Annotated in this window: 12 protein-coding genes; 7 read left to right on the top strand and 5 right to left on the bottom strand. The window is 35.0% G+C overall.

The annotated features are described in order from the left end of the window. The first annotated feature begins 188 nt into the window (after positions 1 to 188). The 7 genes from BN986_RS05250 (at position 189) to BN986_RS25675 (ending at position 7,826) form a co-directional block, all read left to right on the top strand. Positions 189 to 617, top strand: coding sequence for a PTS sugar transporter subunit IIA (locus tag BN986_RS05250; RefSeq protein WP_040978598.1), 429 nt, complete (start codon positions 189 to 191; stop codon positions 615 to 617). Then, positions 604 to 1,071, top strand: a complete 468-nt coding sequence (locus BN986_RS05255; protein ID WP_040978599.1) for a PTS sugar transporter subunit IIB — start codon at positions 604 to 606, stop codon at positions 1,069 to 1,071. The genes BN986_RS05250 and BN986_RS05255 overlap by 14 nt, the downstream gene beginning before the upstream one ends. Further along, positions 1,072 to 1,860, top strand: coding sequence for a PTS mannose/fructose/sorbose/N-acetylgalactosamine transporter subunit IIC (locus tag BN986_RS05260; RefSeq protein WP_040978600.1), 789 nt, complete (start codon positions 1,072 to 1,074; stop codon positions 1,858 to 1,860). Beyond that, positions 1,857 to 2,681 carry a PTS system mannose/fructose/sorbose family transporter subunit IID gene (locus BN986_RS05265; RefSeq protein WP_040978601.1) on the top strand — a complete coding sequence of 275 codons (825 nt, stop codon included), beginning with the start codon at positions 1,857 to 1,859 and terminating at the stop codon, positions 2,679 to 2,681. The genes BN986_RS05260 and BN986_RS05265 overlap by 4 nt, the downstream gene beginning before the upstream one ends. Position 2,682: 1 nt before the next feature. Continuing rightward, positions 2,683 to 3,726, top strand: coding sequence for a tyrosine-protein phosphatase (locus BN986_RS05270; protein WP_040978602.1), 1,044 nt, complete (start codon positions 2,683 to 2,685; stop codon positions 3,724 to 3,726). Positions 3,727 to 3,757: 31 nt separating this feature from the next. Further along, on the top strand, positions 3,758 to 5,698 hold the full coding sequence (locus BN986_RS05275) for a BglG family transcription antiterminator (RefSeq protein WP_052400647.1): 1,941 nt from the start codon (positions 3,758 to 3,760) through the stop codon (positions 5,696 to 5,698). Positions 5,699 to 5,942: 244 nt separating this feature from the next. Beyond that, positions 5,943 to 7,826: an SEC-C domain-containing protein gene (locus BN986_RS25675; protein ID WP_052400648.1), complete on the top strand. Its 1,884-nt coding sequence runs from the start codon at positions 5,943 to 5,945 to the stop codon at positions 7,824 to 7,826. Between the two features lie 90 nt (positions 7,827 to 7,916). Here BN986_RS25675 and BN986_RS05285 read toward each other — a convergent pair whose 3' ends face one another. From BN986_RS05285 to BN986_RS05305, 5 genes are read right to left on the bottom strand one after another with little or no spacing between them, the layout of a single operon-like run. Then, entirely contained in the window at positions 7,917 to 8,573 is a 657-nt protein-coding gene (locus tag BN986_RS05285; RefSeq protein ID WP_040978603.1) for a transaldolase family protein, read from the bottom strand. Positions 8,574 to 8,585: 12 nt separating this feature from the next. Continuing rightward, entirely contained in the window at positions 8,586 to 9,716 is a 1,131-nt protein-coding gene (locus tag BN986_RS05290) for a mannitol dehydrogenase family protein (RefSeq protein WP_040978605.1), read from the bottom strand. Next, positions 9,713 to 10,888, bottom strand: a complete 1,176-nt coding sequence (locus BN986_RS05295; protein WP_040978606.1) for a mannitol dehydrogenase family protein — start codon at positions 10,886 to 10,888, stop codon at positions 9,713 to 9,715. Before BN986_RS05295 ends, BN986_RS05290 begins: the two co-directional genes overlap by 4 nt. Positions 10,889 to 10,917: 29 nt before the next feature. Next, on the bottom strand, positions 10,918 to 12,981 hold the full coding sequence (locus tag BN986_RS05300; protein ID WP_040978607.1) for a BglG family transcription antiterminator: 2,064 nt from the start codon (positions 12,979 to 12,981) through the stop codon (positions 10,918 to 10,920). Between the two features lie 40 nt (positions 12,982 to 13,021). Then, positions 13,022 to 14,485: a PTS mannitol transporter subunit IIBC gene (locus BN986_RS05305; protein ID WP_040978608.1), complete on the bottom strand. Its 1,464-nt coding sequence runs from the start codon at positions 14,483 to 14,485 to the stop codon at positions 13,022 to 13,024. Positions 14,486 to 14,535 lie beyond the last annotated feature (50 nt).

Genomic DNA, 14,535 nt, shown 5'->3' on the forward strand with positions numbered 1-14,535 from the left:
TATTGCTACCACCTTCCCTTAAAAAAATTATTTTCCTAATTTCATTTAGTTTAGTGAAATTTCATTATCAATAGTGAAAATAATGAAATTGAAAACGATTGCATGTGTTATAAAATAAAAGTGTACTAAATAGTTGATGTTATCTTAAATACACTCAAAAAATGAAATGATAGAAAGGGGAGAATAACATGGCAGATGGATTTGGGATTTTGGTCATGACCCATGGAGATTTTGGTAAGGCTGCAATGGACAGTGCACAATTAATCGTAGGTGAACAGGAAAATTATGAAACAATCAGCGTATTTGTTGTAGATAACCTGGATGATTTAAAGCAGGAAATGGAAGAGAAGGTAAAAAGCTTGGACACATCTAAAGGGTTGGTAATTCTTACCGATATTGTTGGAGGAACGCCAATTAATCTAGCAAGTAATCTATTAACAAGAGAAGATACGATCATTGCTTCAGGTGTGAACTTGCCATTATTACTTGAGGTATTAATGAATCGTGGGAAAGAAGTAAGTGAATTAGAAGAAGTGATTCAGGCCGCTTATGCCCAAGGGTTATCCATTAGAACAAATAAAGATTTAGAAGGAGACGATGACGATGATTTGCTTTAGTAGAATTGATGATCGCTTAATCCATGGACAGGTAGTAACAACTTGGGTGAATATGCATAATATTGAACAGATTGTTGTACTAAATGACAAAATTGGAAACGATGAAACACAAAAAAATATTTTAACGATGGCGGCTCCATCAGGGATTAAAGTAAGAGCATTTCCGGTGAAAAAGTTTGCTGAAATCATTAAAAAGCAAAAGATTACACGCCGTACCATGCTGCTATTTACGACAAGTGAAGATGTGCTGGAAGCTGTGGAAAACGGTGTGCCGATCGATGCATTAAACATTGGCGGTATGCGCTATCGTGAAGGAAGAGAGAAGGTATCCAAAGCGCTGTCTGTAACGCCTGAAGAAAGAGACGCATTTAAAAAACTGCTTGAAAAAGACTTAGACATTACAATACAAATGGTTCCTCATGATGAAAAAGTAGATTTGAGGGAGGTCATCTAAATGGTCACCTCTTTACTCGTATCCATTTGGGCCGGTATCTGTGCAATTGATGATATCGGTACACAAATGATCAGACGGCCGCTGTTGATTTCAACAGTGGTCGGGTTAATTATGGGAGATCTTCAAACTGGTTTGCTAATCGGCGCCACATTAGAAGTTATGTGGATGGGCGTAGGGAATGTCGGTGCCTATTCTGCTCCAGACATTATTACTGGATCTGCAATTGGTACAGCGCTTGGTATCCTTTCGGGAGGAACAGGGACAGCGGTTGCTTTAGCGGTTCCTACGTCCTTGCTGGCACAGCAGTTATTAATTTTATATCGTTCCGGGATTGTTTATTTGAATCCGATTGCCAGTAAAATTGCAGAAACAGCAAATTTTAAAAAGGTATTCCGTATTCAATATATTCCAATGGTCTTTGCTTTCTTAATTCGTGCCGTTCCTACTTTCTTAGCTATCTATTTCGGTGCTGGAGCGATTGATACAGCGGTGGAAGCATTACCTGATTCCATCATGGATGGCTTATCCATTGCTGGTTCAATTATTCCTGCTGTAGGTATTGGCTTATTGATGTTGATGATGATTAAGAAAGGAGAACTATGGGTTTTCCTGATTGCAGGTTTTGCGCTGGCTGTATACCTGGATCTATCTGTACTGCCTATTACATTAATCGCTTTACCATTAGCATACCTTTATGACTTAGCTACAAAAGAGAAGGGTGCGGAGAAAGAAGAAGCGAAAACCGAGGATTCGGATGACGGGGACGATGAGGAGGATTATGATCTATGACCGAGCATAATGAGCAACATAAGATTACAAAAAAAGATCTCAACCGAATCTTTTGGCGTATGCAGTTAATGAACGTGACAAATAACTATCAATCGATGCAGGCAATTGGTTTTTTATCTAGTTTTACTCCTGTTTTAGAGCGATTATATAGGGACCAACCAGATGAATTGAAAACCAAAGCAATGAAACGTCATTTGGAGTTCTATAATAGCCACGTCAATGCAAACGCCTTAATTATGGGCGTGTCTGCAGCGGTAGAGGAAACAACTCCAGAAGAAGAAAAGGAAACTGTTACGGCAATTAAGACTGGTTTGATGGGACCGTTAGCTGGAATTGGGGATAGTCTTCTAAAATTCACCTGGCTGCCTATTTGTGGTAGTATTGGCGCCTCTTTAGCTCTGAATGGCAGTGTGATTGGGCCGATTCTAATGTTTCTATTATATAATACCGTCAATGTTGGAACAAAATACTATGGAATTCACATTGGTTACAAGCAAGGTGTACAAATGATTGAAGGTGCTGGTGGAAACTTCTTACAACGACTTGCGAATATGGCCAATGTAGTCGGGTTGATGGTAATTGGAGCATTGATCGCTTCCATTATTAACGTCAATATAGATGCCCAAATTACTGCCGGTGATAATGTTATCGAGGTTCAAGAAATGATTGATCAGGTTATGCCTGGCCTTCTTAGTTTATTAGTAACCTTTGCCGTCTATAAGATTTTTAAGCGAACCAATGGGAAGTATGCGCCGCATCTTATTGTGGGGATTATGGTTCTGGCAATTTTATTAACGATGGCAGGTGTATTAGGAGAATAATATGTGTAAAAAATATGAAGTTAACCAAATAAAAAATAATCGATTTCTCTTTCAGAAAGGGGATACTTCCGAAAAAGAAGTAGAAGTCTATTTAAAAAAACACCCTGAAGATAAACAGCAGGAGTTCTTGCTAAAAACTTCAGAGCCAAGCTTCTCTATTGATATTGGTCCTCTTGATTATCGTCCTTATTTTCTTTTGAAATTTGCTGACGAAGCCTATACAATTGGAGAGAGAACGCTTCCAGTGGAAGGGATGAACAACTTCCGTGATATGGGAGGATATGAAGCCGAGAATGGGAAGACCGTTAAATGGGGGATGCTATACCGCTCTGATCATATCTATAATGCGACAGATGCTGGTGTTGCCTATTTGAAAAAGCTGAATATCCGCACCATCATTGATTATCGAAGTGATGATGAGCTGATGAAATATCCGAATAAAACGATTGATGAGGATATGAAGACGTATCAGCTTGATCCGGTGGCGCATGCAGCAGAGTTGGCTGCTCAGTTTACCTCTTCGAAAAAGGATGAGGACATTAATCTGATCAATAAAATTATCGAGCAAAAAGAAAAAGGTACGCTAGTTAATCAAGCGGATGTAGTACTTGAACAGTATCGTACATTTGCGAATAAAGAAAACTCGAAGCAAGCTTTTGGAGAAATGTTACGTATTACCGCAAATCCGGATGCGCCTGCTGTTGTGCAGCATTGCCGCGGCGGAAAAGATCGTACAGGATTTGGAGCAATGCTTGTCCTGGGCATTTTAGGTGTAAAAAAAGAGGATTTAGTAAGAGACTATATGCTCACGGAAAAAAATCGCCAGGAGCGTAATCGTATCAAGATGGAAGGATACAAAAAACTGACGGACGATAAGGAAGTTTTGGATCATTTATATTCATTTATTGATACACGTTCAGAATTTATCGCTACTTCCATTGACACCATTATTCAGAAATACGGGTCCATTGAAAAATATGTGATGGAAGAGCTTGGGATAACCGGGGCGATGATTGATACCATGAAGGATATGTATTTAGAATAATTTCATACCGCATACAGAAGGAGGGATCACCATGGATTTAGACTTGTCCAATAAATTTGGATTTTTAGATGGCAAAGCTAGGTTTAAGGCGCTATTTCTCCTTCTTTTGCGTTCAGAAACTTATATGACAAGTGGCCAGCTCGCTGCAGAGCTCGGTGTCACATCCAGGACCATTAAAAATGATCTTCGTACGTTAAAAGAGGAGCTTCTTCAAGCTGATTTATTAATCACCTCCAAGCAATCACAAGGATATAAATTAGAAATTGCAGATGCGGATTATGCCAATCGTATCAAAGAATTTTTTCAAATCTATCAGCCCAGAACTGTTGATACGGAGTTCGATAACCGTGTTCAGTATATTTTACGGAGACTGTTATCGTCATGTCAGCCAGTAAAGGTGGAATACTTGCAGGATGAATTGAATGTCAGTTATCCATTAAGCAAAGAATTACAAAATGTAAAAGAAATATTGAGCGAATATCATCTGACGCTTGTTGTGAAACCACATTATGGAATGCTTGTTCAAGGCGAGGGTTTTAAAAAGATCATGCTGACCGTACGTGTTTATAAATATTTTGATAAAAACCCAACTGCTAATTTTGGGATAGAGGCATATAATGAGTTATTTACATGTGAGCGGGATGACATGGAAACCATTCGAAAAGTGTTTTATCAGACGATCACGCAATCCAGAATTGTATTTTCAGACATTCATGCGGAGCGCTTCATTATCTATTTAATTTATTTCCGTAATCAATATTTAACGAAGCAGAGGATAAAGCTGGACTTGCCAGAGGTTACTTTTGATTATCAAACCACAGAAGAATATGAGCTGGTAGATAAACTGATCAAAATTCTGAAGCAGCACTTTGAAGAATTTACATTCTCAGAGGAGATTATTCAGTTTTTAACATACATCGCAGTAATCAGTACGGACTTATACCGATTTAGAGATTGTACTGTTGAAAATTATGATACACTCATTGACTTAGCCGAACAAACACGGAATTTTATCCTGAAAGAGTTATCAGGGTACTTGCAAATCGATGCGTTTGACAGTGAAGTCTGTTTAAAAGATCTTCTCAAAATTATGATACCAATCAGTTTGAAAATAAAACTAGGCATATCTGACTGTGTTGATTTAGGCTATCGGAATATTAGAGATAATCATGAGCAGGATCCTTTACTCTTACATTTTATGAAAAAAATATCCCGGCAGTTTCAGGTCAAATACGCCTATCAATTTTCTGAAAACGAAGAGCATATGATTTTTAGTACCCTGTTGCTGATGCTCAATCGTATTACGTTGGACCACCGTAAGCTGAGATTAGCCATTATTGCACTGGATGGACGATTAAGTACCCAACAATTAAAATTCAATTTGCAACATCATTTTTCTGACTACATCGAAAGAATTGAGACAAAGGTTTTATATGAACTCGATTCTATGGCATATCATACATATGACTACTACCTATGCTCGAATTACGGTAAGAACATGAATATTCATTATTCTCCGATTTATTTTGCAGAAGAAGGGATGACGGAACTGGAATATGTGGATTCGTTAAAACATATTTTTTTCGACGCTTTTGATTATAATAAAAAACTGCCTGAAATAAAATATGAAGGAATCAATCCGAAATATAAATTCAATCATTTTCCAATAGAAACGCATTTTCATTATGGGTGTGAATATGAACATATTGAAATTCCGGGAGATATTCATCTCCATATATACTTTCATCTTTCTTCAGAGCAGGAGGCTTTTACAATCTTTTCCTTTCCGCAAAATGGTTCGACGCAAATTGGCGGGGAAGCTTATTATTTACTGATCAATTTAAATGTAAACGGAGACAAGCAAAAGCTTCGGATGTTGCTCGATATTTTAAATCGGGCGGTAACAGACAAGGAAAGGCTGATTTACTTATGTCGGGAAAAGCAAACGGATTATAGTCAATTTTTTATTTAACAAGTAAGAAAAGAATGAAAATACCAATCGTACACTTGACAACGATGAAAAAATAAATAGAAGCACAGAGGCTCCACCTTCAACCAGATGACAAAAAGTAAACTGGAGAGGGTGGCTTCTTTATATAGCTGTAAATTTCTCCCCGGGACGTCCTGTATCAGTTTAAAATTTCAACAAACATGAAAAATAATGATAAAATAGAAACAACATGCATGAGAATATGAATAAAGAAAGGAGCTTCGGCATGGCAGTGAAGCGAAATGATCCATGTCCATGCGGCAGCGGGAAAAAATATAAAAAGTGTTGTATGACAAAAGATAATTTAATTAATTTAAAAGAAGTGAAGGAAGAGCAATTTTACCAGCAGAAAGAAATACTGGTCGGAAAACTGCATGATTTTATTTTTAATCAGTTGTCTCAAAGCGAGGCCTTTCCATTAGAATCCCAATTTAAAAAACGAACCAAGCATATATTTCATGAATCAGGTTTAGGGTTATTCCATTTTTGGTTATACTTCTTTCACCGTTATGAAAATGGATTGCGGGGGATCGAGTGGTTTGTATCTGAGATGAAAAATCGATTAAAACCGGAAGAAAAAGCAATGGCAGAGCGCTGGATGAAACTACGGCCTCAATTTGTACAAGCTATTGATCAAACAGATGAATACGTTATTTTTGAAGACTACTTCACGAAACAAACGTATCGTATGCCGAATACAAAAGAGCATATCCCAGAGGTGCTGCCTTGGATGGGGACAATTGGCTTGTTAGAACCGATGAATGGTGTTTATTATTTTAACGGAATCCGAAGTATGCATAGTCCAAAAGAATATGAAAAGCAAATTAAATATGTAGAAATGGTTGTAAAAGAGAAACAGCTTGATTATGGACAAGTGATGATAGACCATTATCCTGAAATTTTGATTGCTCCTTATGAAGAGGAGGAAGAACAGGCAAGAGAAGAAAAGGAAGTCACCTTTTATACCTATACGTTTGATTTAGTTCATCCAGAACGTGCGGAGATATTTCTTTATAATGATATGGACCTGGATATTAAAGAGTGGACTGATCAACATAAACTGCTGGGCTGGGTAGATAGCATTCAACAATATAAGGATAGTGAACTAGCGGAAGAGATCACGATTAAATCATTGCATGCAACATTAGAAATAGAAGATAATCAGCTTACTTTAGAAACAACTTCTTTAGAAATCATCCGTCAATTTTTACACAAAATAGGGACAGTAAGTGGTGCATTTATCTTAGTTGATGATCATGAAGAAACGCATAGACTTCCGAAAAGTGTTGAAGTAACACAGACAGCAGTTGAAACAGGAAAGGATGTCCCTGAATATTTTAATTATTATGCTTCGATGCATATGCAGACAAGCATAGATACACCTATATCTGAATACAATCATCAATCCATGCGTCAATTAATGGAAAAAGAGGAAAGCCAATTAGTTGAATCGTATTTAAGAAATGCAGAGTTTAATTTGAATAGTGTTGTTTTGAATAAGTATCCGAATGTAAAAATAAGTCCTGATATTAATACAGAACGCAAAGAACTTGGGCTTCCATTATCCCCCTTTGTGACAGGCGGTGAGAACCGCTATACTTCTGTAAAAACTGTTCCAAAACCGAAAAAACGGGAAACGGTTGTTTTAGAGGAAGATATTCCAAGGTACGAAAGATTAGGTTTCTCACCAGGGACAGTAGATGCTTTTTATACGGACGATATTATTCGTTTTTATAAGGAGAAGACAGAAGGGAAATCAAAAGGTACAGAAAGAAAGTATCGAAATAGCTTATACGATATTCGAGAAATTCTGGAAAGAGAAAATGTTCAAAGCTGGGAAGAATGTGATTCTGATTTTTGGGAGAGTCTGCTAACTATAGATATTTATAAGCTTTTTGGCGGAAAAATGCATGTCAGCAATACGCAGTATAAGGAGTTAGTAACTACCGTTAAAGCATTTGTAAAATGGCTATCTAAGGAAGGGAAGATGCGTCACGTTAATGATGTTTTGCAGGCTGTTTGGAAATGCGAAGAGAAGAGAAAGGAATTTGAATCAACGGTGCAGCTAGTTGATGCGACGCAGCGGTTGAGGAATGATTTAGGGAAGTAGATTTTTGATGATAACGTCAGTACAAAACTGCATCTCTTATAAATAATGGAAGATGCAGTTTTGTGCTATCAAATAGCTGAATTAAATCTATTAAGAATCTCTTAATTCATATCCGTGCTGGTTAAATACATCTATAGCAGATAATGCAACCTCTTTATCAATCATTTGCACATAAATATCGTAAGGAATTGTTGCTGTATGTGCACCTGAAGTGAGAGCTTGAATTACTTGTTGGGAATTTTTAAAACTTGCTCCCATTATTTTGGCATTTAGGTTTCTGAAATCGATAAAAGCACGTGTTTTTTTTATTGCATCATAAGGGTCAATTCCATGGGTAGACATGCGATTGACATAGGGTGCTAAATAGTCACATTGTGCAAGTGCACCTAAAATAGCTTGATCCGCTGAGTAAATGGCTGTTCCTAATATAGTATAATCAGGATTTTCTTGTTTTAGTTTGCTTATTACGCTTAACCCTGTCTGGTTTAGTGAAATCTTTACTCCAATCTTTTTTTCCTCAGCTGCTAAAGAATAGATTCTATGTGCATCTTCATAGAGTTCGTTGAAAGTAGATCCAACTGCTTGTATAAAGAGAAAAGGAACATCCTTAGTGAAAAGTTCTTCTACTTTCTGTCCTCTGTTTTCTCCTTCTTTTAATAAAAGGGTAGGATTAGTAGTGACCCCTTGAAAGATACCAGATTGTAATGCTTTTTCAATATGTTCTGTATTTGCTGTGTCTAAAAACATTTTTTACACCTCCTACTTGTTTTCTTCATTTATCATGACCTCAACTGGAAGATTTTTTTGAAACCAATGATATTTTTGTATGATTTTTTCTCTTTCTTTTACACTATCAATTTTACAAGTGTTTTTTAAGATACCGTCTATAGATTCAGTCCATTGATTATTCATTGAACCAAAATGAAGTGCTGCTGCTATAATTAATTCAATAATATTTGTTGATTGTTTATACTGTTTCATCAGAGATAATGGTTTAATAAGTCTTTCGTTAGGTAATAACTTTCTATGAACGTCCCGTGTATTGCGAGCAATAGTATCTTTAATCTCTTTATTTTTAAACTTACTAATCGCTTGTTCAGAAAATAACTCCTGTTCTTTGATAGGCACTTTATAATGTGTAGCAATAGATTGATTCACTGGTTTTGATAATAAATGAAGTAATTTATCTATATCTTTATCATTTGCGGCTTTCGCATAATTGGAATATCCTATATAATCACCAATATAAGAGATACAAGCGCTATAGCAATTATAAGTGAAAATTTTTCGCTCTATTAAATTCTTAAACTTACTGATGGGTTTAAAGCCAGATAAATTAAAGTGTTTACCTGAAGCTTCGACATCATAAGGAATATAATCGAAATCTTCTGCGTATAAATCTAAGTTGTTTTTATTTTTAGACAAAGTCGTACAGAATACAATCCCCTCTGTAATGATCATTTTTTTGTTTAAATCAGCTTCGATAAGAGCTTTTTTCGGATTTACTCCGTTTTCACAGGTTACCAAAATGAGAGGGGAATCTATTTTCATACTTTTCCTTACTTCAAGTGATTTTCTTATAAGAGGAATAATATTTTTAATCTGTTCCTCGCCTACAGCAGTAAAAATATAATCCGCCTTAGCAATTGCTGTTATTGCAAAATCTTCTGTTGATAAAAAAGCATAATAATCTTTGACAGTACATGGTAGCAACTTATTTCCAAAGTATCTTACTTTGTACTGTTCTTTATTTGATAGAGTTTGTATAAGTTCTTTATCTTTGTCTATAAATATAATTTGCTGTTCGTCTTTTTTTAAGAGTGGAGCAATAAAACCTCTTCCTGTCTGACCAGCGCCGATGATAATACTTGTTGTTTGTTTGCTACTCAATGAATCCAACCTCTTTTCTTTAAATCAGAAATGGCCTCTAATATGATACTGTACAGAGACTCTTCTTCAGATAGGCCACAAGTGTTTTTTAAGATGTAAGGAATTCCATGTGCTTGCCTTAATCTTTTTAAAGACATGGCATCGTGATCATTAGGCTCACCAAAGTAAAGCGCTGCTGCTATAGTTTTAGAAATAGCTTTTGGTTGTATTCCATGTTTTAAACAAAGCCTTGCAGGTGCGATTAAGCGATCATCTGGACCAAGCTTTCTTATCGGATCTGCTGCATGTCGGCTCAAGGGGTCTACTATAGTTGGATCTGCATATTTTTTCTTTGCCTTTCTTGAAAATTCAATTTGAACTTTCCGTTCGATTCCTTGTTCAGCAATAAGCATTTCGTTTACTTCTTCACGAACATTATCTAGTATTTCTTCAATTTGGTTGTCTTGAGCAGCATCAGAAGTATAAACATAACCCTTTAGATAACCAAGGTAGGCAATCGTCGCATTACTAGTATTATTGGTGTATATTTTTCGTTCTAAGAAATCTCCAAAATTATTAATAAATGAAACATGATCGATAGTTGGAATAGTACCAATAAATCGAGAACGGTCTACGGGTAGATCCCAAAAATCTTGTACCCAAACATCGAGTGTATCAGCGGGGGCTTCTTTAGGTGGATTAACAGCAGTACGCATGACAACTGCTTCTGTTACACCTATTATTTCTTGAAAAAGTAATTGGTCATTCTCATTTAAATTTATTAAAATAGCTTCTTTTAACTCATTCCCTGGAGCTTTCCAATTTTCACAAGTAATTAAATTATATGCAGTTAATCTTTCTTTTTCTTGAATTAACCATTTAAAAGCTTCAGCCAAAAATTGGCCAAGTTCTTGAAGATTCTTTCCGCCAATGGCCGTGAAAAGTAATGAAGAATCTTTCCACTCCTTTGCAAAGGCTTTCGGGTTATCTAAATTAATTGCCTTATAATTATTAATTGTTGAGTTATTTTTTTCTGTTCCCATAATATGAACGGTGTATGATTGTTCTTCATTTAATTTATGAACTAAATGCTGGTTTTTTTCAGCAAAAACAATTTCTTGAGAGACAGGATAACATAGTTGAGCAATGAACCCTCTTCCTATTTTTCCTGCTCCAGCTATAATTATTTTCATAGAAATGCTCCTTTTCTAGGTTGAAAAAATTAAATAGTTGCAATCATCTTCTTTCCAAAAGTAGTGATAATTGTGTTCTCATCTCCATTCCGTATTACATGCATCAAATCTTGATCCTGAACTAACTGTGTACTGATATTCCCAAATAGATTCATCACTATATCATCTTTTTCTTCAGGGGCCATCATGATAATAACACTTTTAATATTTATTAAACCTTCCTCGGTCTGATAGGTTAGCCCATTAACATGTATAACTCCTAGATAAAGTAAATCATCAATTCTTGCGTGAATCAGTATAACTCCTTTAGAGTCTACTAGACTGCTACCATAACGTTCACGTCTTTTTAACTTCTTTATTAAGCGTTGTTGTTTTATAAAGTTATCGGTGACAATAGAAGCTACATATTTAATTAATACGCTGATGGAACTGATCGAAATATCTGCTTGATAGTGAAAATGATTGATAAGTTTATATATTGTATCCATATAGGATAGAAATATTTGTTTCGTATTCACGTTAAGCTGAAGTGAAATATCAGATTTATAACTGATAGACTTTCTTGTGTTGATTGTATCTAACAACTCCTGTATCCTCCTTAGATCAGACGTAGGTAAGAATGGATTGACTAATATAGTAGGAATTAAGCTAGTTTCCAGTTGGACAGAAGATATAAGTAAATCTACTTTGTTATTAACCAACGTAATTTCATCCACTTCGTCAATCGTTAAAGCACCTAATATATCTAACTGAGGGAACTTTTGCTTTAATGTTTCTATTAGAATTTTAGATGTTCCCATTCCGCTCATACAAACAACAGAAACTTTTATCTTTGACTGATTATTGTTCATTTCCATCATAGTAGCAACTACATGCATTGTAATAAATCCAATTTGCGATTCTGATACAGGTTGAGGAATGACGTTTCCAAGTTTTAATAAACTTTTTCTTACAGCTTCAAAAGTACCAAAGTAGTCTTTTTTTATTAAATCTAAATATTGATTAGAACCTTCCATCATTAGATGAGAACGGTTGATAAATGATCGTAAGTGAATCATTAACCTTTTTAAAAGGTCTGATTGATAATTAAAATGAATTCCTAATTCTTCTTCAATATATCCTATCAGTATTACTGCCATATTTAATGTGTACGAATCAGTACTTTTTAGTGTGTTTTCGGTGTTTATTTGACGTCTGGCAGATAAGTAAAGCCCTAATAATAAATCTTGTTCTTCTTGGTAAATTTTAATTTTAAAGTATCTTTCTGTTTGTAAAATTAACTGTTTTATATATTGAAAGGCTTCAGACTGTTCTTCCAATCCTTCTTTTGCATTATCGCTAATAATTTTGTCCTTTTTTTGTTTACTTTCAATGATAAAAGTTAATACAAGTACAAAATTGAAATAGGATTCATCAACAAAAATTGATTTTATATCATCATCAAAGCTTTCAATTAAATCTTTTACTTCTGTAGCTAATGAAAAATCGACTAAAGATATTAATAATTCTCTGGTCTGTCCAGTTAATTTTTTATCGAACGTATCTAATGTTACAAACGGTCTATTGTTAGTATGGATACAGGACATCTCAATATTTTGTGTTATAATCTCAGCCATTCCTCTAATTTTCCCCATATCAGTGCCATGAATTTTTATTCCTTTTCCCCTTTCTCGTTCCAAATATAACTGATAGCTATTTAACCATTCTTCTACTTGTTGAAGCGTGCGATCTACTGTACCTAGAGAAAGTTTTAACTTTGATGCCAAGTAATTCATTTTTAGATAATCTGATTCTTTAAATAGGTGACAAAGAATAATTAATTTTCTTTCCTCCGATGCAATAAACTCAATATTTTCATTTTGTAGTTTCGTTTTAGCCTCTTGACGCTCTTTCTCCGATAATTCTATTTTTATTCCCTTTCCTGCTTGAATGGAGTAGGGGATAGTATGTTCATTTAAATAATCTTGGACATGCTTTATTATCCGATTAATTGTTCTCGTGCTGACATCAATTTCTTTTGCTAAATGTTGGTAAGTGACAAAGCGATCTTCTGCTAAAAGAAGTTGTACAATTTGAAATGCATTTGTATCCATATTGCTCACCTCTTAAAAATAATATATTTGAAAGTCAGCATTATTTCTTTTGTTGTAGTTGTTGTAATCTGTTAACGAGTTCATCATATTCTGGCGCATTAATAAAACTAGTTATTGTTACAAATTCAGAATGGGGAGCATTTTTCTTGGCACGTTTGTAAAGACCTTCATGACATACAATTACATCTGCTTCTTCTGCCGGAATCTCATTTACTGATTTATGGATAACTTGTATATCTAAACCTGCTTTTTCAACTTTGTTTTTTAATACAGAAGCACCCATAGCACTGGATCCCATACCTGCGTCACAAGAAAATACAATTAAATTTACATCCGGATTTTGAATTTGATCAGGGTTTGTATTTTCTTTATTTAATTCATGATTTGTGAATAATTCTTGTTTTGTTTGAGATGAATTATTCTCTTCTTTATGGGTCTTCTTTCCTTTCAATGATTCCATTTTTTCAATTGATTCATTGAATGCTCCATCGTTTTCTCCCTGTTTTTCTCTTTTTAATATAAATGATGCAATCATAAAGCTAATTACTGCTCCAATAAGAGCGCCTGCATAAATTATAAAATGTTCTCCACGTGGAGACATGATGGTATAGGTTATTAAACTACCTGGAGAAGGGTAGGCAACTAGTCCAGCATTTAATAAATTATAAAATAAATTTGAGGCCATCCATCCTGTAATTGTTGCAATAATCAACTTTGGTTTCATGAGAATATAAGGGAAATAAATTTCATGAATACCTCCTAAACCTAAAATAATCATAGCTGATGGAGCGCTTTTACGAGTAATACCTTTCCCAAAAAAGTAAAAAGCGAAAAGCATATCTAATCCTGGACCGGCATTAGAACTTAATAAGAAAAATATAGATTTGCCAGTTTCTGCTGCATCTTGAAGCCCCAATGGATGAAAAATACCTTGAGATATAGCATTGTTTAAAAATAAAATACGTGCTGGTTCTGTAAAGATTGGTAATAAAGCGAGTAAATGATTATTCACTAGGATATTAACACCAGAAACTAAAATGTTGTTTACAAAAAGAATGGCTGGTCCAATTAAAATATAAGAGAATAAAGAAAGGATCAGTCCGATAATTCCGATTGAAAAATTATTCACTGTCATTTCAAAACCAGAAGATACTTTTCCTTGGATCATTTTATCAAACTTCTTAATAATTAAAGCAGAAATAGGGCCCATAACCATTGCACCAATAAACATAGGTATTTCTGAACCGACAACAAGCCCCATCGTTACAATAACAGAAATTACTCCTCCTCTTGAATCAGCCACGAGCCTGCCGCCTGTATAAGCTATCAATAGAGGTAACATATAGAGCATCATTGGATCTTTTAATTCTGCAAAGTTTTCATTAGGAAACCATCCATTTGGAATAAATAAGGCAGTTAATAGCCCCCAAGCAATAAATGCACCAATATTGGGCATGATCATTCCTGAAAGAAATCCACCAAACTTTTGTATCTTATCTCGCATTTTTTCTCCTCCTTCAAGTAGTCTTATCTTTATTCACAATTAAATTTTGT

Source organism: Oceanobacillus jeddahensis, assembly GCF_000750635.1.
Classification (GTDB): domain Bacteria; phylum Bacillota; class Bacilli; order Bacillales; family Amphibacillaceae; genus Oceanobacillus; species Oceanobacillus jeddahense.

Bases quoted from the DNA above. Each gene is read 5' to 3' on its own strand.
- BN986_RS05250 (WP_040978598.1), top strand. From the start codon at position 189: ATGGCAGATGGATTTGGGATTTTGGTCATGACCCATGGAGATTTTGGT.
- BN986_RS05255 (WP_040978599.1), top strand. From the start codon at position 604: ATGATTTGCTTTAGTAGAATTGATGATCGCTTAATCCATGGACAGGTA.
- BN986_RS05260 (WP_040978600.1), top strand. From the start codon at position 1,072: ATGGTCACCTCTTTACTCGTATCCATTTGGGCCGGTATCTGTGCAATT.
- BN986_RS05265 (WP_040978601.1), top strand. From the start codon at position 1,857: ATGACCGAGCATAATGAGCAACATAAGATTACAAAAAAAGATCTCAAC.
- BN986_RS05270 (WP_040978602.1), top strand. From the start codon at position 2,683: ATGTGTAAAAAATATGAAGTTAACCAAATAAAAAATAATCGATTTCTC.
- BN986_RS05275 (WP_052400647.1), top strand. From the start codon at position 3,758: ATGGATTTAGACTTGTCCAATAAATTTGGATTTTTAGATGGCAAAGCT.
- BN986_RS25675 (WP_052400648.1), top strand. From the start codon at position 5,943: ATGGCAGTGAAGCGAAATGATCCATGTCCATGCGGCAGCGGGAAAAAA.
- BN986_RS05285 (WP_040978603.1), bottom strand. From the start codon at position 8,573: ATGTTTTTAGACACAGCAAATACAGAACATATTGAAAAAGCATTACAA.
- BN986_RS05295 (WP_040978606.1), bottom strand. From the start codon at position 10,888: ATGAAAATAATTATAGCTGGAGCAGGAAAAATAGGAAGAGGGTTCATT.
- BN986_RS05300 (WP_040978607.1), bottom strand. From the start codon at position 12,981: ATGGATACAAATGCATTTCAAATTGTACAACTTCTTTTAGCAGAAGAT.
- BN986_RS05305 (WP_040978608.1), bottom strand. From the start codon at position 14,485: ATGCGAGATAAGATACAAAAGTTTGGTGGATTTCTTTCAGGAATGATC.